Here is a 23,547-nt window from a genome sequence, read left to right on the forward strand (position 1 = left end):
CCTCCGCGCCGTTCACAGGGCGTCAATGAGGGTGTTGAGGGTGGTGCTGGGACGCATGACCGCGGCCGTGGCGACCGGGTCGGGCCGGTAGTAGCCGCCAATGTCCACCGGGTGGCCCTGGACGGCGAGCAGCTCGGCCTGCACCTGGGCGCTGGTCGTCTCCAGGGCGTCGGCCAGGGGCGCGAAGGCCCGGGCCAGGTCGGCGTCGGCGTCCTGTGCCGCCAGGGCGCGCGCCCAGTACAGGGCCAGCCAGGCGTGCGACCCGCGGTTGTCGATCCCGCCCAGGCGGCGGGTCGGGGAGCGGTTCTCCTCCAGGAGCCTGCCCGTGGCGGCGTCCAGGGCGTCGGCCAGCACGGTGGCGCGGGCGTTGCCGCTCACCTCGGCCACGTGCCGCAGGGCCTCGGCCAGGGCCAGGAACTCGCCCAGGGAGTCCCAGCGCAGGTAGTCCTCCTGGAGGAGCTGACGCACGTGCTTGGGGGCGCTGCCGCCCGCGCCCGTCTCGTACAGGCCCCCGCCGTTCATCAGCGGCACCACCGAGAGCATCTTGGCGCTGGTACCCACCTCCAGGATGGGGAACAGGTCGGTGAGGTAGTCGCGCAGCACGTTGCCGGTCACCGAGATGGTGTCCTGCCCGCGCCGGGCCCGTTCCAGGGACAGGCGGGTGGCCGCCACCGGGTCGAGGAACCGGATGTCCAGGCCGGTGGTGTCCTCATCGGCCAGGTAGCGCTCCGCCAGGGTGCGGATGACGGCGTCGTGGGCCCGGGCGGGGTCGAGCCAGAACACCGCCGGCGCACCGGTGGCCCGGGCCCGGGACACGGCCAGGCGCACCCAGTCGCGTACGGCGTCGTCCTGGGTGGTGCAGGCCCGCCAGATGTCACCGGCGCCGACCGTGCTGGACAGCAGGACGCTGCCCGGGCGCGCCCCGGCGCCGTGAAGCACCACGACCTCCACGGTGCCCGGGACGGGGACGACGAAGGTCTTGTCGTGGCTGCCGTACTCCTCGGCCCTGCGGGCCATGAGACCCACGTTGGGCACCGAGCCCATGGTGGCCGGGTCCAGGGCCCCGTGCTCCTTGCAGTCCTCGATGACGGCGGCGTAGACGCCCGCGTAGGAGGAGTCGGGGATGACGGCCAGGGTGTCCGCCTGCTGCCCGTCCGGCCCCCACAGCCTGCCGCCAGCCCTGATCATGGCCGGCATGGAGGCGTCGATAATGACGTCATTGGGGGCGTGCAGGTTGGTGACGCCGTGGTCGGAGTCCACCATGGACAGGCGCGGGCCCGCGGCCAGCTCCGCGGCGACGGCGGCGCGGATCTCCTCACCCTGCTCCAGGGCGTCCAGCCCCGCCAGGATCGAGGCCAGCCCGTCCTCGGCGCGCAGGCCCGCGGCGGCCAGGACGTCGCCGTAGGAGGAGAAGACGCCCGGCAGGGCGGCGCGCACCGCGTGGCCGAAGATGACCGGGTCGGAGACCTTCATCATGGTGGCCTTCAGGTGCAGGGAGAGCAGGAGCCCCTCGTCCCTGGCGGCGCGCAGCTGGTCGGCCAGGAAGGCGTCCAGGGCGGCGGCCCCCAGGTGCGTGGCGTCCACCACCTCCCCGGCGGTCACCGGCAGGGACTCCCGCAGGACGACCGTCTCGCCGCCCCCTTCCGGGCGCAGCCGGATCTGCAGCGTGCCCGCCTCGGGGACGATGACGCTGTGCTCGTTGTGACGGAAGTCGTCGGCTCCCATGGTGGCCACCCGGGTGCGGGAGGCGGGGGACCAGGCGCCCATGGGGTGCGGGTGGGAGCGGGCGTAGGCCTTGACGGCCGCCGGGGCGCGCCGGTCGGAGTTACCCTCACGCAGTACCGGGTTGACGGCGCTGCCCTTGACGGAGTCGTAGCGGGCGCGGACCTCGCGCTCGGCCTCGGTGGCGGGGGAGTCGGGGTAGTCGGGCACGGCCACGCCCTGGGAGCGCAGCTCGGTAATGGCGGCCTTGAGCTGGGGCAGGGAGGCGGAGATATTGGGGAGCTTGACAATGGTGGCCCGGGGGGAGCGGGTCAGGGCCCCCAGGCGCCCCAGGTCGTCGTCAGCCAGGTCGAAGGCCGCCTGGATCCGTCCCGCCAGGGAGATGTCCGCCGTCCCCACGCTCACGCCGGCGACCTTGGCAAACCCTCGCACAATGGGCAGGAGGGAGTGGCTGGCGAGCATGGGAGCCTCGTCGGTCCAGGTCCACACAATGTCGCTGGGGCTGTCTGAGGGGGTTACGGTCATGGCTGGTCTCCCATCCTGTGGCGTACGGGTAGCCTGAGCGTATCGCGAGGGCGGGCTGGGCGTGCGGCGACAGGGCGCCCAGCCCGCGCTGGTACGGGGGCTGCGCGTGCGGCCAAGAGCCCGCCCACTCCAACCTGGCGTCCGCCACGGGGTACGGGGGCTGGGCGTGCGGCCAAGAGGTCCGCGAGGAGGGCCCAGCTCGCGCACGGGGGCGGCCAGTGTGCTGGCCGGGACCCGACGGGTGGTCCCGGGCCCTGCCGGGGCGGCTCAGTGGGGCTGTGCGCCGCCCGCCGGCCTTGGGCCGTCCGGCGTCGGGCCGTCGGCCTGCGCCCCCAGGAGCCCGCCCTCCCGGTCCACGGCGGCCAGGAGCAGTCCCGCTCCGAGCGTGGCCCGACGTACCCAGCCCAGGACCGCCTCGCGCCACTCCTCCTGGTCGCGGGACAGCCACAGCGGGTGGTTGACGAGGGTGAGGGGGACATTGAGGGCGGCCAGGGCCAGGGCGCAGCTGCGTGGTGCCCGCCCGCTGGCCAGCCCCAGGCCCGCCGCGACGCTCACGACCCCCGCGGCCCGGGTCATCATGCGCACGTCGGCGTTCAGGAGCGGGGGCAGCCCCAGGCGCTCCCAGGGGGAGTAGACCCGCTGGAACCTGCGCACGTGGCCTGCGGGGCGGGTGACGGCGTCGACGCCCTCGACGACAAAGGTCGCTGCGAGGACGGGGCGGGCGAAGGTGCGCAGGAGGTCCATGGACCAATCCTGGCCCACGCGCCCCCCGGCAGGAGGGTACTTCAGCCAGTCCCCGCCGTTCGTGTCGCCGGCACCCGCGGGGCCCGTGGGGTCGCCGCCGGGGGCGGGGGCCCCACGGTGGTCGCTCTGGCGTGCGCGGGGGACCGTGGCGCCCAGGACGGGGGCAGGCCGTGAGCACCCCCGGTGTCGCCGGCGCCCGTGGGGGCCCGGCGTCCGATGGCCCCGCGGGCCGCATCCGCCCTGGTGGCCTCTGCCGCCCCTGCGCCTGGTCCGTCCCGGCACCGCCGGCGTCCTGCGCTGCCGGGACGGCGGGCGGCACCAGGCCTCTGCGGGCACCCAGGACGAGGGGCACCCAGGACGAGTCCCGTCAAGGGCTTGACACCGTATAGGTGGTACCTCTACACTCGCCTCGTCCGAGCGGGCCGGAAGTGACCGGTTACCGTCGAAAGGATCAGCAGGTCCGGGGTTCGAGTCCCCGTCGGTGCTCGCGCCGGTAGCTCAGTAGGCAGAGCGGCTGGCATTCCGGTCACGCCCACCATGACCGCCCGGACCTCACCCCGTCCTCTGAGCCCCTCCTGGCGGGCTGCGTCCTTGATCTACGGGCAGGTGCTGGCCTATAATGGTCCCTGCCCGGGCGGGCCGAACGAGGGATGGTTATCGTCTCTTAAACGAAACCCAGCTTTCGGGGTTCAAGTCCCTGACACCAGGCTCGTGGCAGAGCGGCTGGTCTCCACCCCTCAATCTCCACGACCGTCCGGGCCCCACGCCCAGGACACGCCGGGCTTTGACGCCCGCCAGGCGGAGGGGATACACTTGGGCGGTGTCCGGGCGGGCCGGAGATGGCCAGTTATCGCTGCAGGTTGAATCAGTTCAGGTCAGGGGTTCGAGTCCCCTGCGGCGTTACTGCTGTACTCACCGGTACCGCCGTGACCGGTAGTTCAGGCGCAGACGCTTACGTCTTATTCGTCGTTAGCTTAACGGTAGAGCGTTCTGATTCAGTAGGTGGCCTCGGCCAGCTACCTTTAACGGTCATCACCTTACACGACCGCCCGGACACCACCTTCTATCCCCCGGGCCGCACGTCCTGAGCCGATGCTGCCACCACCCACACGCTCCTCGGCTCCTCCCTGCCTCCAGACGTGCAGGAGCCTGTCCGTCAGGAAGGCTGTCGAGGGGAGGCTTGCCCTGCAGGTGTGTAGGGGTCTACACTCCTTGCTGTCGGCACAGACCGGCACCTGCGCGGGATGGCGGCGGGCCGGAGGCTCCCCGGTTATCGACTGGCACAGCTGGGTTCGATTCCCGGCCCTCTTCGGAGGAACTCGGGGACCACACCCACGCCCGCCACCACCCGCGCAGGTTCGCACGGCCGGGCCGTGCGGTGGGCCAGCTGGCTGCCGGGTGGCGCGCCTGCCAGTCTGCCGCGGCAGGTACGCAGCCCGGCCGTCGCCCAGGAACAAGTCGTCCGGAAGGGGAGGACGTGGACGTACTGAGGAAGATCAACACCCGGATTACGCCGCAGCACCAGAAGGCCACCACCAAGCAGGTGGCCAACTCCGCCGGCGGCTACGTCTTCGCCCTCGACGACGTCGCGCGCCTGCGACGCTTCCTCATCCTGGGCGTGGACGGCGGCACCTACTACACCAGCGCCCACGCCCTGGCCGTTGACAACGTCAAGGTCCTGGAGCGCCTGGCCTCCGAGGACCCGCGCACCCTGGTCGACACGATCGTGCAGGTCTCGACCAGCGGCGCGGCGCCGAGGCAGAACCCGGCCCTGTTCGCCCTGGCCTACGCCACCTCCGTGCCGCAGTCCCGCGACGCCGCCCTGGGCGCGCTGCCCCAGGTCGCCCGCACCGGCTCGCACCTGTTCACCTTCGCCCGCTACGTCGAGCAGTTCCGCGGCTGGGGGCGCGGTCTGCGTCGTGCCGTCGGCTCCTGGTACACCGGCCGCGACGCCGACAGCCTCGCCTACCAGGCGGTCAAGTACCGTCAGCGCGAGGGCTGGAGCCACCGCGACCTGCTGCGCCTGGCGCACCCGCGCACCGACGACGCCAGCCTGCGGGCCACCTTCGACTGGATCACCCACGCCGGCCTCGGGGAGACGACCCCCGCCCTCATTGAGGGCTTTATCAAGGCGCAGCAGGCCACCGACGCCGCCGCCTGGGCGCGGATCGTCCGCGACTACTGCCTGACCTGGGAGATGCTGCCCGCCGCCGCGCTGACCCAGCCCGTGGTGTGGGAGGCCCTGCTCGACGTCGGCGTGCCCATGACCGCCCTCATGCGCCAGCTGCCGCGCCTGACCCGCCTGGGGCTGCTGCCCGCGATCGGCGGGCGCACCCAGGAGGTCTGCGCGCAGCTGACCGACGCCAGGCGCCTGCGGGCCGCCCGCGTGCACCCGATCAGCGTGCTGGTCGCCCAGCGCACCTACGCCTCAGGTACCTCCTACCGCGGTACCACGGAGTGGACCCCCACGACCAAGGTCACCGACGCCCTGGACGCGGCCTTCTACGCGGCCTTCGGCGCGGTGGAGCCCTCAGGCAGGCGCACCATGCTGGCCCTGGACGTCTCCGGGTCCATGGACTGGTCGGTCTCGGGCATGGGGATCACCGCCCGGGAGGCCTCAGCGGCCCTGGCCCTGGTGCAGCTGGCCACCGAGCCGGAGGCGGTGGCCTACGGCTTCTCCGACGCCGGTACGGCCAGCAGCTGGCGCAATCCCGCCCTGACCCCGCTGGACATCTCCCCGCGACGCCGTCTCGACGACGCCCTGGCCGTGGTGGACGCCATCCCCATGGGCGGCACGGACTGCGCGCTGCCCATGCTGTACGCCATCAAGCAGAAGCTGGAGGTGGAGACCTTCGTGGTCTACACCGACAACGAGACCTGGGCTGGCAAGGTGCACCCCTACCAGGCGCTGCGGCGCTACCGGGAGCGCAGCGGCATTGACGCGCGGCTCATTGTGGTCGGCATGACCTCCACGGGCTTCTCCATCGCCGACCCGGACGACCCGGGCATGCTCGACGTCGTCGGCTTCGACGCCGCGGTACCGAACCTCATCTCGGAGTTCGCCCGTGGCCTCTGACCCGCTGAGTGGTGTACGTACCAGGGGGGTGGCCGTCCTGGCAGGGGACGGCCACCCCCCTGGCGCCCGGCGCGCTGCCTCAACGGTCCGCGGCCACGCCGACGTGGACAGTCCCGGCCGTACCCGGGGAGGCGGTCAGGGCGTCCTGCGGGACCGTGCGCCCCGCAGGGTGGGCAGCTCTGACCCCCTGGCGGCACGCGCCGCCGAGCTGCATACCAGGGCCCTCGAGGCCGACGCCCTCGCCGCCCGGTACCGGAATGAGCGTGACGCGCTCATCTGGCGGCTGCGGGCCGACGAGCCGGGGCGCTGGTCCTACACGGCCCTCGCCCGGGCCCTGGGCTGCAGCCGCGAGCTCATTGCCCAGATCGTGCGCCGGGCCCAGTAGGGCAGGCGGCCAGGCGGCGCCAGGACCGACGCCGGTCGCAGCGGTGAGGGGCGACCAGCTGAGCAGGTCCCGTGGTCGGTGCGCACCAAGGGCGGGCTCGGTACACGGACGGGGAATGAAACCGGGGTACGTGCCGGTTGGCCAGGGTATGAGCGTGAACCACCCCTCCGGGCCGCCAGCGCCCCCGCGGCCTGCCACCTCCCGCCCCGCCTCCGGGACCCGGGCGGGGCGACCGGGGCAGCCAGGCAGGCGTCCGGGCCGACGCGCCACCCGCAGGGGGCGGTACGGCGGGTGCGGCCGACCAGGGCCGGGACCGCTAGGCTCGTGGGTGATGATGCCTACCAAGGACCAGACAGACCAGACCACCCCCGACGAGGTGGTCGATCCCCGGGACCCCGCCCCCGCCACCATGGGCGGGGACGTCACCGGCGGGGCCGACGCCCTGGTCGGTGCCCCAGGGGACCAGGGGGAGGGGGACGCCGGTGGCGCCGCGGACGCCGCCACCCACCAGGACGCTGACGTCCTGGACCGGGCCCCGGCCGACGAGGACGAGGCCGCCCGCGCAGCCAGGTTCGAGGCCGAGGCCATGCCCTACCTCGACCAGCTCTACGGCGCCGCCATGCGCATGACCCGCAACCCGGCCGACGCCGAGGACCTGGTCCAGGACACCTACGTGCGGGCCTTCGCCTCCTTCCACCAGTACCGCCCGGGAACCAACCTCAAGGCCTGGCTGTACCGGATCCTGACCAACACCTTTATTAACTCCTACCGCAGGAGGCAGCGTCAGCCGCTCCAGACCGACGCCGACGCGGTGGAGGACTGGCAGCTGCACCGGGCCGCCTCCCACGACTCGGTGGGCCTGCCCAGCGCCGAGTCCCTGGCCCTGGACTCCCTGCCGGACTCCGACATCAAGGACGCGCTGGGCCAGCTCAGCGAGGACCGTCGCCTGGCGGTCTACCTGGCGGACGTCGAGGGCTTCTCCTACAAGGAGATCGCCGAGATTATGGACACCCCGATCGGTACCGTCATGTCACGCCTGCACCGGGGGCGCCGCCAGCTGCGCGGGCTCCTGGCTGACTACGCGCGCGAGTACGGCTACGGGCAGACGGAGGGCAAGTGATGGCACAGGACATGGACCGGCCCGGCAGGACGGCAGGCACGGGCGCCGACCCCGGCTGCTCCTGCGCGGAGGCGCGCGCCCACCTGGAGGCGTTCCTGGACCAGGAGTGCACCGCCGACCTCACCGAGCGCCTGGCCCGGCACGTGGACACCTGCCCGCACTGCTCACAGGTGGCCGACGCCGAGTGGCACCTGCGTGAGATCCTGCGCTCGCGGTGCGCCGAGCAGGCCCCGGCGGCCCTGCGCGAGCGGGTCCGCTGGAGCCTGTCGGTCATGCGCAGCGAGTCGGTGACGGTCTCAGCGGTCAGGACCACTGGCACTAAGGGAGTGGTGGGCACGACGGTGACCGCCGTGGAGAGCGTCACCTACCGGCACCCCTAAAGCGCGGGGCCGCGCTCTCGCGGCCACCAGCCGCGGGCCGCACCCCGCCCTTCCCGGACCGGGGATGGGTATGTGCCCAGGAACAGGTTTCCGTTCTGGCCCCTATCCGCTCCAAGGCAGGTCAGGGTAGAGACGCTCTCGAGTACCTGTCATGTCTGTTCGAGTCCCATACGTTTCTGTTCTGGGTCCGAATAAGTCGTAGGGCCCTGCTCAGTCCCAGAAGATACCTTGCTGGATCACGGTGAATGCGCCGGACTCGTCAGTACGCAGAAGGAAAGAGTTATATGGGCGACTTTCGGCTGCTGGGATAGGACTGGTGTCCACCAGGCAGATAAAGTCTCCTGGTTGTGCCTTGATGGCGTGCAGGATCGTGGTGACTTCGCGAGACACTCCATTTACCTTCATAATCGTCGTCTGCTTGACAATTGTGGGTTCGCTCATGGACGGGAGTATGGTGCAGCCGGTAACATACTTACCTGCCGGAGTGATTTCCTCGCGCGCGGTCTTAGGGCTGTGGATATCGTATTTTGGTGCCTGAATAGTCTTGAGGAGCTCGGGATCCGTTATATCCGCCACGGCGTCGTCCTCCCCGGCGGCGACGTGGTCGTACCAGGCCTGGACGGCCTTGGTGCTGGGCGGACGCACGGTGCCGCGCGGCACCGTGTAGGACAGGTCGATCCGGGTGAACGCGGTGCCGTCCCAGACGTAGGCCAGGTGCGCTGTGGCGCTGCGGGCGGCGGAGTGGGTGACGGAGTCGTCCCCGTAGATACCGAGGCCTGGCAGGTCGAAGGTGACCGTGGAGCCAATGACCTCCAGGTTCTGGACCAGGGCGTCGGGCAGGCGCCCGCCGACGTTGTAGCCGTCCTGGTCGATGCTGGCCAGCAGGGACAGGGAGGAGTCGTACAGGCCGATGGAGTTGTACGTGTAGGGGCTCCCCGTGTTGCAGCTCATGGCCACCAGGTTGAGGGTCCGGCCCTGATGCACCAGGGGCAGGACCGTCTTGATCGTGGCAAAGGGCGGGATATTGGGGTTGCGGCTGGCGCTCCCGTCGCTGAAGGTGACCTGCCCTGAGCTGGGGACGCCGCTGAGGCCGTTCAGCCACGTCCGGCAGTACCCGGGCAGCTCCAGGGTGGCGTCCTTGATGTCCTCCATGGTCAGGCCCGGGTCCGGGGTGGAGACGGGGCCCGGGGTGGGCGTCGCGGCGTCGGCGCCAAAGACCGCCGAGGTCAGCCGGGAGCCGTCCTCCACCAGCAGGGTGTCGCCGTCCATGGCCCAGCTGGCCACCTGAGCCGGGACGTTCCAGGTGGTCTGGCCGGTGCGGGCGTCCACCCCGTAGACGCCGTCGGCCCGGGCCAGCACCAGTGTGCTCCCGCGCAGCTGGAGCAGGGGGGCGCTGTCCGTCCCCATGGCGTTGAGATCGGCCTCCGTGGACGACAATGACAGGGACCACAGGGTCTTGGAGCCCTCGGTGGCGGTGATGTCGGTGCCCTGGGAGCACAGCTGGACGGTGGTGGTGTCCACGGTCCGGCCCGCCAGGAGGGTGTCGACCTGGGCCTGCGCGCACCAGGCGGGCCTGCTGGAGGAGCCTGCGGCTCTGGTGAAGACGGTGTCCTGGTCCGCGGGCTGGTCCGAGGTGTCGGTGACCGGCTCCTGGTCGGCGGTGACCGTGCCGTCGGACACGGAGATACGCAGGGTGCCGCAGGTCAGGGAGGAGCCGTCAACGGCGCAGCTGGTGGTCGCCGGCGGCAGGGGCACGGCCCACTGCAGCGAGCTGCCCTCAGGCGGCAGGGCCACCACGACGTCCCGGGAGCCGTTGGTCATCCGGGCCACGGTGGTGCCCTCGACGGTGGCCAGCGTCTGGGAGGAGTCGTCGTCGTTGAGACGACGCAGGTGGTAGTCGTGCAGCGCCTCCAGGCTGGCGGAGGCCCTGACCGCGGGCACGAGGCCGGAGGACCGGGAGGCGGTCGGCAGGGACAGGAACCAGCCGCCGCCGACACCCAGTGCCAGGCAGAGCACCATGCTGCAGGCGATGACCGCGATACGCCTGCGGCTGTAACGCCCCCGGCGACGTCCTGACCGCCTGCCCGGCGTCAGCGTGCCGGTCAGTGCGGCGTTCAGGGCCGGGTCCGTGCTGGCGGGCACCGCGCTGACCGGAGCGCCGGCTGAGTCGGTAGCGGCGGGGGCGGCGCTGAGTGAGTCCGTCCCCGCCGCCCCCGCCGCCTCTGCCGACGTGGAGGCGGCAGGTGCGGCCTCCGCCGGTGAGGTGGCAGCTGGCGCCTTGCCACCGGGAGGCTGCGGCCCGTCAGGGTGCTGTGGCGAGGATGCCGACGGCGCGTTGACGTCCGGGCCCTGGGCACTGACCTGGGCGCTGAGCTCGCCGGCGTGGACGGTGTCCTCCTCGCCGGTGGCCTCACCGGCCGGGGCCTGGAGTGGGTCCGGTGGGCCCTGGATCACGGACTCCGCCAGGCGCGCCTGGGCGGCCTGGGCGATCTGCGGGTCAGGGCTGGAGGCCAGCCAACGGACCAGGTCCTCGTAGGTGGCGGGGTTCGTGGCCAGCGCCAGGTGCAGGTCGGGACGCTCGGCAGCCAGCCGGGCGAGCTCGGTGACAGGGGTCTGGGGGTCGGCGGCCGCGCGGGCGTCGTCATCGGCGGGTGGGGAGGGCTCCTCGCTCATAGGGGACATTATCGGCGTCCCGGGCCCCTACGACGCCCATATACGCGGGTCAGTTCCTGCCTCTGACGTCATTTGTGCACGCCCGACGGTGGAGTGTGCCCGTTCCCACACCGGATCACGGGGGCCGGCTGGCCCCGGTAAACCCGGTTGTGCGAGAATCCCTCGTGTTCCGAGCCCCCTCGTGGGGCCAGTCCAGACACGAGGAGGCAGATATGAGCAAGCGTGGTCGTAAGCGCCGTGCGCGCGCCAAGTCCGCGGCCAACCACGGCAAGCGTCCCAACGCCTGAGCCGGGTCCCGCCGCGTACCCTGAGCAGCACGGCGGCCGGTCACCTCTGGGGGTGACCGGCCGCCGTCGTGTGCAGGCGCGTGACCAGCGGGCGCGGAGGCGGGTTCGCTCGGCCCCTGGGACCGATGGCGGGACCAGCGGGTGCGGGAGACGACGCAGCGTCCCCGGGCCGGCTGGTCCGGGCGGGGCGCGCTCCGCCCGTGCTCCGGGGCGGCCCCGCTAGCGTCCCAGGGCCCGCAGGATCGCCCGGACCTGGTCGGGGTCCGTGCCCGTACCGTCCGGGGCGGGGGCGCGCATGTGGACCTCCCTGGCGCCCGTGCGCTCCACCACCTGGGCCACGTTGCCCGCCCGCAGGCCTCCTGAGACCAGGACGGTGATCCGCTCCCCGGCCTGGCGCACCAACCCGGCCAGAGGACCCACCTGGGCCGCGCCGGGGTGGCCCCCGGTAGTCAGCACCCGGTCATAGCCCAGGGCAATAAGCTCCTCCAGGGCCCGCCCCTGGTCGGGCACCTGGTCAAAGGCCCGGTGGAAGGTCAGCGGGGCCGCCCCCGCGGCCTGGCGCAGGGCGTGGGCGGCAGCCGTGTCCACCTGGCCGTCGGCCCGCAGCGCCCCCACCACCAGTCCCAGTCTCACCGGGGCCCGGTGCCCCAGGGAGAGCAGCGAGGTCACGGTCCGGACCATCTGCCCCACCTCCTGCGGGGAGTAGGCGAAGCCGCCGGGGCGGGGACGGACCAGGACCTGCAGGCCCCCGTCCGGGGCGTGGGCCAGGCACTCGCGCACCAGCCCCAGGGGCGGGGTGAGCCCGCCGCAGGACAGGTCCTGGCACAGCTCGACCCGGTCCGCCCCGGCCCGGCGGGCGACCAGGACCCCCTGAAGGTCCTCCACGCACAGCTCGACGAGCACACCCGCCTCCGCCAGCACGCCGGCCCCCGGCGCCCCCGCCCCCGGGGACGGGAGGGTGCCCTGGGCGGGGCGTCGGGCCCCCTGCCGTCCTACCGGAGCTGGTGCACTCCCAGCCACTCGTACCACCCCCTGTGCAGGACCAGCCAGGCCAGGAGCCCGTAGCCGGCCTGGCCCGGGTACCTCCCGCCTGAGGCGGCCACGTCCGTGCTCCACTGGTCGTGGTTGCGCAGCGGCGCAAAGGTCTCCACAAAGGGGATGCCGCGGCGGTAGCAGACGTCCTCGACGGCGCGCGACAGGGAGGCGGTCGCCTCCAGATCCGCCATAGGCAGCGGGGGAGGACCCACCACCAGGCAGGAGCGGCGCTCCCCCATGGCCTTGTCCACGATATTGGCCACCGCCAGGCGGCTGCGTGCTGGCGATACCCCGGCCATGACGTCGCCCATGCCAATACCCAGGACGAGTCGGTTGGTCCCGGCGTGGGTGGAGCGGGGCACGACCTCCGCCTGCCAGCGCTCGGCCAGCTGCGCCGTCGTCTCCCCGGGGATCGCCAGCGTGGTCCACAGGATGGTGCGCGGGGTGCGGGCCATGACCCGCCCTACCCAGCCCAGGGCACGCGCGTCCCCGTAGCCGGCTACGAGCTCGTCGCCGACGAAGTGCAGCCTGTCCCCGTCCACGCATCCTCCTGGCTGTCTCTGCGACCCCCGGCCACAGTCTCTCACGCTGGCACCAGTGGGTCGCCAGCAGGCCGACGACGGCCGCCAGCCACGCCTGCGCCAGCCGGGCCTGCGCCAGCCACGCCTCAGGGACGCGCCAGGGCCCGCGCGACCAGGTCGGCCTGGCTGCGCCGGTAGGCCCCGGCCGTACCCACCGCCGGGGCCGCCGCCTCCGGGCGGCAGACGCTCCGCAGCCGCACGCCACCCAGGGACGTGGCGGTCAGGGCGTCAGGCAGGTGGAGCGCCAGGAAGGGCCAGGCGCCCTGGTTGGCGGGCTCGTCCTGGACCCAGGTGACCTCGGCCGGGGCGAAGGGAGCCAGGGCCTGGGCCAGGGAGGCGGCGTCGAGCGGGTAGAGCTGCTCCAGGCGGACCAGGGCGGTACGCACGCCCCCGTCCTGGACCCGCCCCTCCCGGCGCTCCCGCTCAGCCAGCAGGTCGTAGTAGACCCGCCCGGAGCAGACGAGCACCCGCTCCACGTCCCCGGCGTGGGCGAGCACCGCCTCCTGCTCCCCGATGACGGGCTGGAAGGTGCCCGTGGTGAAGTCCTCCACGGCGCTCGCCGCCGCCTTGAGGCGCAGGAGCTGCTTGGGGGTGAAGACGACCAGGGGGCGGCGCGGGCGCCGGTAGGCCTGCTCGCGCAGCAGGTGGAAGTGGTTGGCGGGGGTAGAGGGCTGGGCCACCCACAGGTTGTCCTGGGCGCACATCTGCAGGTAGCGCTCGATCCGGGCCGAGGAGTGGTCCGGCCCCTGGCCCTCCTGGCCGTGGGGCAGCAGCATGACCAGGCCGGAGCGCTGCCCCCACTTCTGCGCGGCGGAGGTGACGTACTCGTCGATGACGCTCTGGGCGCCGTTGGCGAAGTCCCCGAACTGGGCCTCCCACACGGTCAGCCCCTCGGGGCGCTCCACGGAGTAGCCGTACTCAAAGGCCAGGGCCGCGTACTCGCTGAGCAGGGAGTCGTAGATCTCCAGGGGCGCCTGGTGGGGGGTCAGGAAGCTCAGGGGGGTCCACTCGGCCCCCGACTCGTGGTCGTGCAGGACGGCGTGGCGCTGGGCGAAGGTGGCACGCCGAGCGTCCTCCCCGGCCAGGCGCACCGGCACCCCCTCCATGAGCAGGCTGCCCAGGGCGATGAGCTCGCCCAGGCCCCAGTCGATCCCGCCCTCGCGGCTGGCGGCCTGACGCCGCTCCAGCATGGTGCGCAGTTTGGGGTGGACGGCAAAGCCCCGGGGCCAGGCCACCTGGGCGTCGCCGACGCGCTGGACCACGGCGCGGTCCACGGCGGAGGTCCAGCCGATCATCATGCCGGCCCCGGCCTCCTGGCTGGAGGTCACCTCCAGGCTGGAGCGGGGCACACCCACCTGCGTGGGGTCGTTGAGGTCCGTGGGCTCCTCGGGGCCCGGTGCCATCCCCGAGGCGGCGTGGTGCTCCCGGGTCTCGGTGAGGATCCGCTCCAGCTCCTCGTGGTAGGAACGGGTAATGGCCTGGGCCTGCTCGGGCGTGATCTCCCCGCGCCCCACCAGGTCGGTGGTGTAGACCTCGCGCGTGGAGGGCAGGGAGTCAATGAGACGGTACATGACCGGCTGGGTCATCGAGGGGTCGTCACCCTCGTTGTGGCCCCGGCGCCGGTAGCAGATGATGTCGATAATGACGTCCTTGTGGAAGGCCGCCCGGTACTCGTAGGCGCGGCGGGCGGCGCGCGCCACCGTCTCGGGGTCGTCGGCGTTGACGTGGAAGATCGGCACCTGCAGCCCCTTGGCCAGGTCCGTGGCGTAGGTGGTGGAGCGCGCCGCCGCGGCCCCCGTGGTGAACCCGATCTGGTTGTTGACGATGACGTGGACGGTCCCGCCGGTGCGGTAGGCGGGCAGCTGGCTCATGTTGAGGGTCTCGTAGACCACCCCCTGCCCGGCGAAGGCCGCGTCACCGTGGACCAGGACCGGCATGACCGTGTACCCCTTCTCACCCAGGCCGATACGGTCCTGCTTGGCGCGTACGATCCCCTCCACGACGCCGTCGACCGTCTCCAGGTGGGAGGGGTTGGCGGCCAGGGACACCCGGGTGCTCACCCCGTCGGTGCCGGTGAACGTCCCGGCCGTGCCCAGGTGGTACTTGACGTCCCCGGTGCCTGCGCCCTCGATGACGGCGTTGCCGTCGAACTCGTCAAAGACCTGGCTGTAGGACTTCCCCGCGATATTGGTCAGCACGTTGAGCCGGCCGCGGTGGGCCATGCCGATGACCACCTCGTCCAGGCCGTCGTGGGCCGCGGCGTCCAGGAGCCGGTCCAGGGCCACGATGAGGGACTCCCCGCCCTCGAGGCTGAAACGCTTCTGGCCCACGTACTTGGTCTGCAGGAAGGTCTCAAAGGCCTCGGCCTGGCCCAGCTTGGTCAGGATCCGACGGCGCTCGCCGGCCCCCACCGCGGACCACTCGCCCTCCAGGCGCTCCTGCCACCAGCGGCGCTGCGCCGGGTCCTGGATGTGCATGTACTCAATGCCCGCGGTGCGGCAGTAGGCCTGGCGCAGGCGGTCCAGGATCTGGCGCAGCGTGGCCCGCTCGGTGCCGCCCAGGCCCCCGGTGGGGAAGGTGCGGTCCAGGTCCCACAGGCTCAGCCCGTAGGAGGAGATGTCCAGGTCCGGGTGACGGCGCTGGCGGTAGGTCAGGGGGTCGGTGTCCGCCGCGAGGTGCCCGCGCTGGCGGAAGGCGTGGATGAGCTCGGCCACCCGGGCCGGCTTGCCGGTCTCCAGCTCGGGGTCGTAGGTGGCGTCCCGGGCCCAGACGACGGGCTCGTGGGGGATGCGCAGGGACTTAAAGGCCCGCTCCCAGAACCCGTCCAGCCCCAGGAGCTTGCGCTCCACCAGGCGCAGGAACTCCCCGGACGCCGCGCCCTGGATGACCCGGTGGTCGTAGGTGGAGGTCAGGGTCACCGTCTTGCCGATCCCCGCGCGGGCCAGGGTCTGCTCGCTGGCCCCTGCCAGGGCCGCCGGGTAGGCCATGGAGCCCACCCCCACAATGAGGCCCTGACCGGGCATGAGACGCGGCACCGAGTGCAGGGTGCCGATCATGCCGGGGTTGGTCAGGGTCACCGTGGTGCCCCGGAAGTCCTCCACCTCCAGGCGGCCCGTGCGCGCCCGGGCCACCAGGGCCTCGTAGGCGGAGACGAAGCCGTCCAGGTCCAGCAGGTCGGCGCGCTTGATACTGGGTACCAGCAGGCGGCGCTCGCCGCGTGCCCCCGGCACGTCGACGGCCAGGCCGAAGGCCACGTGCGCGGGCTCGCGCAACGCCGGACGACCCTGCTCGTCCAGGGCGTAGGAGACGTTCATGGTCGGCATCTCGACCAGCGACTCCACCACGGCCCAGCCAATGAGGTGGGTGAAGGAGACCTTGCCGCCGCGTGTGTGGGCCAGGTGGTTGTTGATGACCGACCGGTTCTCAATGAGGACCTTGGCAGGCACGGCCCGGGCCGAGGTCGCCGTCGGGATCGTCAGGGAGGACTCCATATTGGCCGCCGTGCGGGCGGCGGCCCCCTTAAGACGGGTGCTGGTGTCGGCGCAGGCGCCGTCCTCCGGGGAGGGGGCGTGGGGGTGGGGCAGGTGCCGTACGTAGGGCGAGGTGGGCGGGGCGGTGTCCGACGCCGGGGCCGGCGGCAGGTCCGATCGGGTGACGTCCTGGACGGTGCCGGCCCCCCGGCGCAGGACGGTCCCGGGACGGCCCCCCGGCCCCGGGACGGCGGGGTCGGTGGTGCGCACGGTGCGGGGGAGGGGGGCCACGGTGCTGGCACCGTCGGCCGGCCGGGAGGCGGGCTCCGGGGCGAGGCCTAGGGCTCCGGCCCTGACCAGGGCGGGGACCTCGTTGTCCCCGGTCCGGGGTGGTGGCGTGGCGGCCGGGTCCCCGCCCTCAAAGAGGGCACGCCACTGGGGTGAGACGGAGCCCGGGTCAGCCTGCCAGGCCTCGTGCATCTCCTCCACCATCCACTTGTTGGCGCCGAAGGCGGACTCCCAGGAACCGGTGACGTTGCTCGACACAGCTCGAAACTCCTCAACTGGTCTTGTGGTTCGGCGGCACGAGGCGGCCTGGTGGCGCACACCATCTTACGGTCCCCGCCACACGAACCACGCAGGAACAGCGGCTATGTCGCACGGTCGGCGGGGACCGTGCCCGTCCGGCCGGTCGTAGGCCTGCTGGGCCGCACGGCCGGCAGGGACCGGGTACCGGCCCGCGCCGCCGGGCGCCTGCAGGAGTGCGGACCGGGGTTCGCCCAGAGGGTGGGGCGACCCCCTTAGTCGCTCCTGCCTGTCAGGCAGTGACGGTGATAACGTGCAAGGTACTATGCGACAACGCCGCCGAGCCCGCCGACGCTCCGCCAGCCACCCCACGCCCCACGCCGACCGCCCCCACCCCGTGCCCGCCCACCCGGTGTGGTACCCGGGCGCCCCCGCAGGAGGGGACACCCCGTGACCCACGTCCTCATGATCCTCCTGGGGGTCCTGCTCACCGCCGGCACCGCGGTCTTCGTGGCCGCCGAGTTCGCCCTGGTCACCCTGGACCGTGCCACCGTGGAGACCCGGGCCGCCAGCGGGGACCGGCGCGCCGCCCACCTGCGCGGCTCCCTGTCCCACCTGTCCCTGTTGCTGTCCGGGGCGCAGGCCGGGGTCACGCTGACCACGGTCCTGCTGGGCTACACGGCCCAGGCCGCGCTCGCGGACCTGCTGAGCCAGGCCCTGGGCCCTCTCCTGGGGACGGTCGCCGCCGCCACCGCGGGGGTGGCCGCCGCCCTGGTGGTGGTCAACGCCTTCTCCATGGTCTTCGGCGAGCTCGTCCCCAAGAACGCCACCCTGGCCGACCCCCTGCGCGCGGCCGGCTACGTGGTGCCCGTCCTGGAGTGGTTCACCGCCCTGACCAAGCCGGTGGTCCTGGCGCTCAACGGCACCGCGAACTGGGTCCTCACCCGCCTGGGCATCACCCCGGCCGAAGAGATCTCGGGCACCCGCAGCGCCGCCGAGCTGGCCGCCCTGGTGCGGCACAGCGCTGAGGAGGGGACCCTGGACGTGTCCACCGCCGCGTTGCTGACCCGTTCCATCGGGGTGGGGCGGCTCACCGCCGTGGACGTCATGACCGACCGCGGGCGCCTGCACACCGTGGACGAGGAGGACACCGCCGCCTCCGTCATCGCCCTGGCCCGCGTCACCGGCCACTCCCGCTTCCCGCTGATCGGCCAGGACGTGGACGACGTGCGCGGTATCGTCCACCTGCGCCGTGCCGTGGCCGTGCCCTACGAACGGCGTCACGAGGTCTCGGCGGCCTCCTCCTCCCTGGTCACCCCCGCCCCCCGGGTACCCGAGACCATGCCCCTGGCCAGCCTGCTGCTGGAGCTGCGCGCCCAGGGCAGCCAGATGGCCGTCGTCGTCGACGAGTACGGGGGCACCGCCGGGGTGGTGACCCTGGAGGACGCCATTGAGGAGATCGTCGGGGACGTGGCGGACGAGCACGACCGCCGTCGTGCCAGCGCGCACGCCACCCACACCGGGGACTGGATCGTCCCGGGCTGGATGCGCCCCGACGAGCTCGCCACACGCGCACGCATCCACCTGCCCGACGACGGCCCCTACGAGACCCTCGCCGGCCTGGTCATGACCAGGCTGGGCAGGATCCCCCAGGTGGGGGACGAGGTCAGCGTCGCCCAGGTCGTGCTGCGGGTGGAGGCCATGGAGGGGCGCCGGGTCACCCGCCTGCGGATCGTCCCCACCGCCCCGCCGGACGACGCCGAGAGCGCCCCGGGGCACGCGGACGCCCCCGGTACCACTGGCAGGAGGGGACAGTGAACTCAGTGGCAGCCCTGATCACGACCGTCCTCCTCCTCGCGGGCAACGCCTTCTTCGTAGGTGCCGAGTTCGCGGTCACCTCCGCGCGGCGCGCCTCCCTGGAGCCCCTGGCCCAGGCGGGTGACAGGCGTGCCCGCACCGCCCTGTGGGCCCTGGAGCACGTCTCACGCATGCTGGCCACCGCCCAGCTCGGCGTCACCCTGTGCTCCACCACCCTGGGCATGGTGGCCGAGCCCGCCATCGCCCACCTCCTGTCCGCCCCGCTCCGGGCCCTGGGGGTGTCGGCCTCCGGGGCCCACGGCGTGGCCGTGGTCCTCGCCCTGCTCCTGGTGGTCTACCTCCACGTCGTGGCCGGTGAGATGGTGCCCAAGAACATCTCCATCTCCTCCCCGGAGAACGCCGCCCGCTGGCTCGCCCCGCCCCTGGTGGCGCTCTCGCGCCTGTTCGGCCCGGTCATTACGGCCCTCAACGGGTACGCCAACTGGCAGCTGCGGATGCTGCGTATTGAGCCGCGCGAGGAGGTCCCCGCCGCCTTCACCGCCCAGGAGGTGGCCTCTATCGTGGAGATGTCCACCGCCGAGGGGGTCCTGGAGGACGACTCCGGCCTGCTGACCGGTGCCCTGGAGTTCTCCGAGGAGACCGCTGGCAGCGTCATGGTGCCCCTGGACCACCTGGTCACCCTGGACGAGGGCTGCACCCCCCAGGACGTGGAGGCCGCGGTGACCGCGACCGGCTTCTCCCGCTTCCCGGTGGTGCGCCGCCCCGCGACGTCGGCGCCCGCCCCCCAGGAGGTGCCCCGGGAGCAGGCGGCTCCGGTCATTGTCGGCTACCTGCACCTCAAGGACGTGCTGGACGCGGACGGTCCGGCCCGTCACCGTCCGGTCCCCGCCTGGCGGGCCCGGGCCCTGGTCCAGGTGGGCGCGCAGGAGGAGGTCGAGGACGCCCTGGCGGCCATGCAGCGTTCGGGCGCGCACCTGGGCGCGGTCCAGGACGAGACCGGTGCCACTGTTGGCGTCGTCTTCCTGGAGGACATCCTGGAGGAGCTCATTGGTGAGGTGAAGGACTCCATGCAGCGTGACGACCACCAGCGACATTAGGGCGACCCGGCCCGTGGCGGTCCCGGCCGGGCCTGGCGTGCCCGCGCGGGTCGCGCCCGCGCCCCTGGACGAGGAGGACCCGGGTCAGCCGGTGGCGTGCCCGCGCCGCGCCTGCTCCTGCCGCGGGCCCGGCTCGGTGGTCGCCCGTGAGCGGGGACGGCGCCGTGGCGGTCCTGCAGCGGGTGTGAGCAGGAGTCCTGGCGTCCCGGGGCGTACCTGGCTACTCTAGGAGGTGTCCAGGGCGGTGCGGAGGGCCTTGGGCAGCCGTCCGCGGACGGCTCGGTAGGAGCAGTGAGGGGGACCACAGGCGTGAGTACGCAGCCCGAGCAGCCGCTCACCCGGCGGCAGCGTCGTGAGCTTGAGCGTGCGGCTGAGGCCGCAGCAGGTCAGGCCGACACCCAGGAGGCCGGTGCCTGGACGCCCTCCTCGACGAGAAGGTCAGGACAGGATTCCCGCCCCGTCACCCCGTCCGCTCCGCCCGAGCCGGGGCCACCGCCGCCCGGGCTCTTCCGCTCCGCCCCGTCCCCGGACCTCCTGGGGCCCCCCGAGCCGCCAGCGCCTCCTGAGCCGCCAGTGGCCCCAGAGCCACCGGCGCCCCCGGGCGGTCGTCCCACCAGCTCCCTGGCCCCGCTCCCGCAGCCACCGGGGTCGGCCCGTGCGCCCCGTCGCGCGGACCAGGAGCCCACGCTGAAGGTCCCGCCGCCCGGACTGGCCTCCCTGGAGGGCCGCTACGACCGTCTCGGCGCCGCGAGCGCCCGGGACGCCCGCCAGCGTGAGGCGGACATCGCCTGGCTGCGTGAGCACCGCCGGACCGGTATGGGGACCCTGGCCCGCACCGGCATCCTGGCGGCCCTGGCCGCGGTGACGGTGGTGGCCCCCCTGACCAGCTACTCGGGGCTGGGGGCCTCGGCCACCACCGTGGGCCCGGCCCAGGCGCGTGCCAGCGCGCGGGCCTCCTCGGTGGCCGCCGCCGTGCTGGGGTCGGACGCGGACATTGACTCCTCGACGGACAACTCCATGAACAACGTGCCTGACGCCGCCACCCTGGCACGTATCCGTGACGCCTACGCCAATGCCAAGGCCACCTGTACGGCCCCGGCCCCGGGGGCCAGTGGTGAGATGGCGGCCTTCAGCCCCGCGCCCTCCCTCGTCTACCCCATGGTGGAGGGGACCTACACCCTCTCCTCTCCCTACGGCTACCGTCTTCACCCCACCCTGGGGGTGCTCAAGCTCCACGCGGGGATGGACATGTCGGCCCCTGCGGGCACCCCCATCTACGCGGCGGCGGCGGGCACGGTGGTGGAGGCGGGCATGGTGGACGGTACCGGCACCGTGACCATCCAGCACGAGATCGACGGGAAGACCTGGTACACGAGCTACCTGCACATGTACGAGGACGGGATCTACGTCAAGGTCGGTGACAAGGTCAAGGTGGGCCAGCTCATTGCGGGCGCGGGGTCGACCGGCTACTCCACGGGGCCCCACCTGCACTTTGAGGTCCGTACCGCCAATGACACCTCTGACGAGACCACCGTGGACCCCGCCGCCTGGCTGGTGGAGCACAAGGCCGCCCAGCTGACCACGGACTGCCTGTGAGGGGCGTGGTACGACGTCGTTCCTCCCGTCCCGTGGAGGTGGTGGCGCACCGCGGCGGTGCGGCTGAGGCCCCGGAGAACACCTGGTCCGCCGTGGAGCACACCGTGGACGCGGGTCTGACCTGGATGGAGACGGACCTGCGCGCCACCGCTGACGGGGTGGTCCTGCTGTGGCACGACCCGGACCTGGTGCGTACCACCGGGGTGGAGGGGGTCCTGCGCGACCTGACCTGGGAGGAGGTCTGCGAGGTGGACGCGGGGGACGGGCGGGCCCCGGTGCGGCTGGCGGACGTTCTGGCCTCCTTCCCCTCCCTGGGCCTGAACGTGGACCTCAAGGAGGACGCCGTGGTGGCCCCGGCCCTGGCGGCGGTCGGCCGTGCAGGGGCCTGGCGGCGGGTGCGGTTCGCCTCCTTCTCCTCCCGGCGCCTGCGCCAGGTCCGGCGTCGGGAGCCCAGGGCCCGTACCAGTCTGGGTACCACGGAGGTGGTCGGGCTGGTGTCTCGCTCGGTCAGTGCCGTGGGGGTGGGTGCCCTGAGCGGGCGCGGGCTGCTCCAGGACCCCGGTACGGGGCGGTGGGTGAGGCCGCGGCCCGGGGTGGTGCGTCGCCTGGTCCGGCCGTCCTGGCTCGGACGGGCTGACGCCGTCCAGGTCCCTGTCAGGCGGTCCGGGGTGGTTGTGGTGGGGCCCAGGGTCGTGGCGGCTGCTCACGAGGCGGGTCTGGAGGTCCATGTCTGGACGGTCAACGACCCTGCCCAGATGCTCTGGCTGGAGCGTATGGGGGTGGACGCCGTGGTCACGGACGTGCCCACCCTGGCGCAGGAGGTCCTGGGCGGCTAGGTCAGCGGGGTCCGGGCGAGCTGGCACCCAGAATGACAGGTGCTGAGCGGAGAAGGTAGCTTTCGGTCGAGAGTGATCAGATGTATGCTGTTCGCTGTGACCTGCCTGACCGTCTGCGGGTCACTCGTCGCATGGAGACCGCCACGCGAGCACAGGATTTGTGAGGTATGACGCACGTGACTACGGCTGCTGACATTGTCCCCATCAGTTTCGGAACCGGCGGCTGGCGCGCCGTCATCGCCGACGGCTTCACCCGCTTCAACGTCGAGCGCGTGGCCCAGGCCCTGGCGGACCGTATCCACGCCGAGGGCGTGGCGGACAGGCCCGTCGTCATCGGGTACGACCAGCGGTTCCTCTCCCCGGAGTTCACCTGGTGGGCCGCGGAGGTGCTGGCCGGCAACGGCATCCGCGCCCACGTCATCGACCGCGCCGCCCCCACACCCATGATCATGTGGACGGTCCGCGACCTGGGCTGCGCCTACGGCGTGGCCGTGACCGCCTCCCACAACCCCGCCGCCTACAACGGCCTGAAGATCTTCACCGCCGGGGGCCGTGACGCCGAGGTGGAGGTCACCACCCCGCTCCAGGAGCACGCCAACACCCTCCACGCCCCCGACGTCAGGCGCCTGGAGCGCAGGACCGCCCTGGCGCAGGGGGCCATCACCACCCAGACCTCCATGAACTGGTACATCGACGCCATCCTGGACGCGGTGGACCTGGAGGCGATCCGCCACGCGCACCTCAAGATCGTCCTGGACCCCATGTTCGGGGTCTCGCGCACCTGCCTCCAGACGATCCTCATGACGGCGCGCTGCGACGTGGACACCATCCACGAGCGCCGCGACACCCTCTTCGGCGGGCGCCTGCCCAGCCCGTCGAGCGCCACCACCTTCGCCCTGGCCAAGGAGGTCCTGGAGCGCGGCGCGGCCCTGGGTATCGCCACCGACGGCGACGCCGACCGTCTGGGGGTCATTGACGACACCGGCGCCTTCCTCCACCCCAACCAGATCCTCGTCCTGCTCTACGACTACCTCCTGGAGGACAGGGGCTGGCACGGCCCGGTGGTGCGCAACGTGGCCACCACCCACCTGCTGGACCGGGTGGCCGCCGAGCACGGCGAGACCTGCTACGAGGTCCCCGTGGGCTTCAAGTGGGTCTCCGCCGCCATTGACAGGTACGACGCCGTCCTGGGCGGGGAGTCCTCCGGCGGTCTGACGGTGCGCGGCCACATCGCCGGCAAGGACGGCATCTACGCGGGCGCGCTCCTGGTGGAGATGGTGGCCAGGCGGGCCAAGCCGCTGTCCCGGATCTACGCCGACATCGTGGCACGCTACGGCCGTCTCGAGATGGTCGAGTCCAGCCTGGAGTTCGACCCCGAGGTCAAGGAGCCCCTGACCCGCCGCATTATGGTCCAGCGGGACCTGCCCGACTTCGGCCTGGAGGTCAGGACGGTCTCCACCGCCGACGGGTGCAAGGTCGTGTTTGCGGACGGCAGCTGGGTCATTACCCGCTTCTCCGGCACCGAGCCCCTCCTGAGGGTCTTCGCCGAGGCCGGGACCACCGAGCAGGCCCAGCGCCTGGTGGACACCGTCCAGGACTACTACCAGCTGCACTGAGGTGCCGGGAGGGCCGCGGGCCCCGTCCCGGCGGCCCTCCCGACGTCGGGGTGAGGATCCT

The 23,547-nt window shown here is 72.6% G+C and carries 16 protein-coding genes; 10 read left to right on the top strand and 6 right to left on the bottom strand.

Annotated features, from left to right (window positions below):
* Positions 1–12 precede the first annotated feature (12 nt).
* Both C3V41_RS00955 and C3V41_RS00960 read right to left on the bottom strand, forming a co-directional pair.
* Positions 13–2,247: an NADP-dependent isocitrate dehydrogenase gene (locus C3V41_RS00955; RefSeq protein WP_106108720.1), complete on the bottom strand. Its 2,235-nt coding sequence runs from the start codon at positions 2,245–2,247 to the stop codon at positions 13–15.
* Between the two features lie 267 nt (positions 2,248–2,514).
* Entirely contained in the window at positions 2,515–2,991 is a 477-nt protein-coding gene (locus tag C3V41_RS00960) for a DoxX family membrane protein (RefSeq protein ID WP_106108721.1), read from the bottom strand.
* Positions 2,992–4,468: 1,477 nt separating this feature from the next.
* Here C3V41_RS00960 and C3V41_RS00965 point away from each other — a divergent pair.
* The 4 genes from C3V41_RS00965 to rsrA all read left to right on the top strand — a co-directional run bounded on the left by C3V41_RS00965 (position 4,469) and on the right by rsrA (position 7,952).
* Positions 4,469–6,067, top strand: coding sequence for a TROVE domain-containing protein (locus C3V41_RS00965; protein WP_106108722.1), 1,599 nt, complete (start codon positions 4,469–4,471; stop codon positions 6,065–6,067).
* Between the two features lie 169 nt (positions 6,068–6,236).
* A complete protein-coding gene (locus C3V41_RS00970) occupies positions 6,237–6,452 on the top strand; it encodes a hypothetical protein (RefSeq protein WP_106110569.1) in 216 nt (71 codons plus the stop codon).
* A 328-nt stretch (positions 6,453–6,780) separates the two neighbouring features.
* Positions 6,781–7,572, top strand: coding sequence for a sigma-70 family RNA polymerase sigma factor (locus tag C3V41_RS00975; RefSeq protein ID WP_441299712.1), 792 nt, complete (start codon positions 6,781–6,783; stop codon positions 7,570–7,572).
* A complete protein-coding gene (rsrA, locus tag C3V41_RS00980; RefSeq protein ID WP_106110571.1) occupies positions 7,572–7,952 on the top strand; it encodes a mycothiol system anti-sigma-R factor in 381 nt (126 codons plus the stop codon). Before C3V41_RS00975 ends, rsrA begins: the two co-directional genes overlap by 1 nt.
* 210 nt (positions 7,953–8,162) lie before the next feature.
* Here rsrA and C3V41_RS00985 read toward each other — a convergent pair whose 3' ends face one another.
* On the bottom strand, positions 8,163–10,625 hold the full coding sequence (locus C3V41_RS00985) for a variant leucine-rich repeat-containing protein (RefSeq protein WP_106108723.1): 2,463 nt from the start codon (positions 10,623–10,625) through the stop codon (positions 8,163–8,165).
* Between the two features lie 212 nt (positions 10,626–10,837).
* Here C3V41_RS00985 and C3V41_RS14475 point away from each other — a divergent pair, with 212 nt between their 5' ends.
* A complete protein-coding gene (locus tag C3V41_RS14475) occupies positions 10,838–10,912 on the top strand; it encodes a 50S ribosomal protein bL37 (protein WP_370444841.1) in 75 nt (24 codons plus the stop codon).
* A 219-nt stretch (positions 10,913–11,131) separates the two neighbouring features.
* On the opposite strand, the gene C3V41_RS00990 is transcribed toward C3V41_RS14475, so the two are convergent.
* From C3V41_RS00990 to C3V41_RS01000, 3 genes are all read right to left on the bottom strand, one after another.
* Positions 11,132–11,815 carry a copper homeostasis protein CutC gene (locus C3V41_RS00990; protein WP_106108724.1) on the bottom strand — a complete coding sequence of 228 codons (684 nt, stop codon included), beginning with the start codon at positions 11,813–11,815 and terminating at the stop codon, positions 11,132–11,134.
* An 89-nt stretch (positions 11,816–11,904) separates the two neighbouring features.
* On the bottom strand, positions 11,905–12,489 hold the full coding sequence (locus C3V41_RS00995; RefSeq protein WP_106108725.1) for a GDSL-type esterase/lipase family protein: 585 nt from the start codon (positions 12,487–12,489) through the stop codon (positions 11,905–11,907).
* Positions 12,490–12,614: 125 nt separating this feature from the next.
* Entirely contained in the window at positions 12,615–16,490 is a 3,876-nt protein-coding gene (locus C3V41_RS01000) for a multifunctional oxoglutarate decarboxylase/oxoglutarate dehydrogenase thiamine pyrophosphate-binding subunit/dihydrolipoyllysine-residue succinyltransferase subunit (protein WP_106110572.1), read from the bottom strand.
* Positions 16,491–16,973: 483 nt separating this feature from the next.
* Here C3V41_RS01000 and C3V41_RS01005 point away from each other — a divergent pair, with 483 nt between their 5' ends.
* From C3V41_RS01005 to C3V41_RS01030, 5 genes are all read left to right on the top strand, one after another.
* The gene (locus tag C3V41_RS01005; protein WP_174714735.1) at positions 16,974–18,341 is read left to right on the top strand and encodes a hemolysin family protein; all 1,368 of its coding nucleotides are present in this window, start codon (positions 16,974–16,976) and stop codon (positions 18,339–18,341) included.
* Positions 18,338–19,438: a hemolysin family protein gene (locus tag C3V41_RS01010; protein ID WP_106108726.1), complete on the top strand. Its 1,101-nt coding sequence runs from the start codon at positions 18,338–18,340 to the stop codon at positions 19,436–19,438. The genes C3V41_RS01005 and C3V41_RS01010 overlap by 4 nt, the downstream gene beginning before the upstream one ends.
* A gap of 309 nt (positions 19,439–19,747) precedes the next feature.
* Complete coding sequence (locus tag C3V41_RS13485) at positions 19,748–21,034, top strand: M23 family metallopeptidase (RefSeq protein ID WP_254423630.1); 1,287 nt, start codon at positions 19,748–19,750, stop codon at positions 21,032–21,034.
* Positions 21,035–21,039: 5 nt separating this feature from the next.
* Entirely contained in the window at positions 21,040–21,870 is an 831-nt protein-coding gene (locus C3V41_RS01025) for a glycerophosphodiester phosphodiesterase family protein (RefSeq protein WP_254423631.1), read from the top strand.
* A 167-nt stretch (positions 21,871–22,037) separates the two neighbouring features.
* Positions 22,038–23,486 (top strand): phosphoglucomutase/phosphomannomutase family protein, encoded by a 1,449-nt coding sequence (locus C3V41_RS01030; protein WP_106108728.1) that lies wholly within the window; start codon positions 22,038–22,040, stop codon positions 23,484–23,486.
* Positions 23,487–23,547: the final 61 nt, after the last annotated feature.

The sequence above is a fragment of the Actinomyces sp. oral taxon 897 genome (genome assembly GCF_002999235.1).
Taxonomy (GTDB): domain Bacteria; phylum Actinomycetota; class Actinomycetes; order Actinomycetales; family Actinomycetaceae; genus Actinomyces.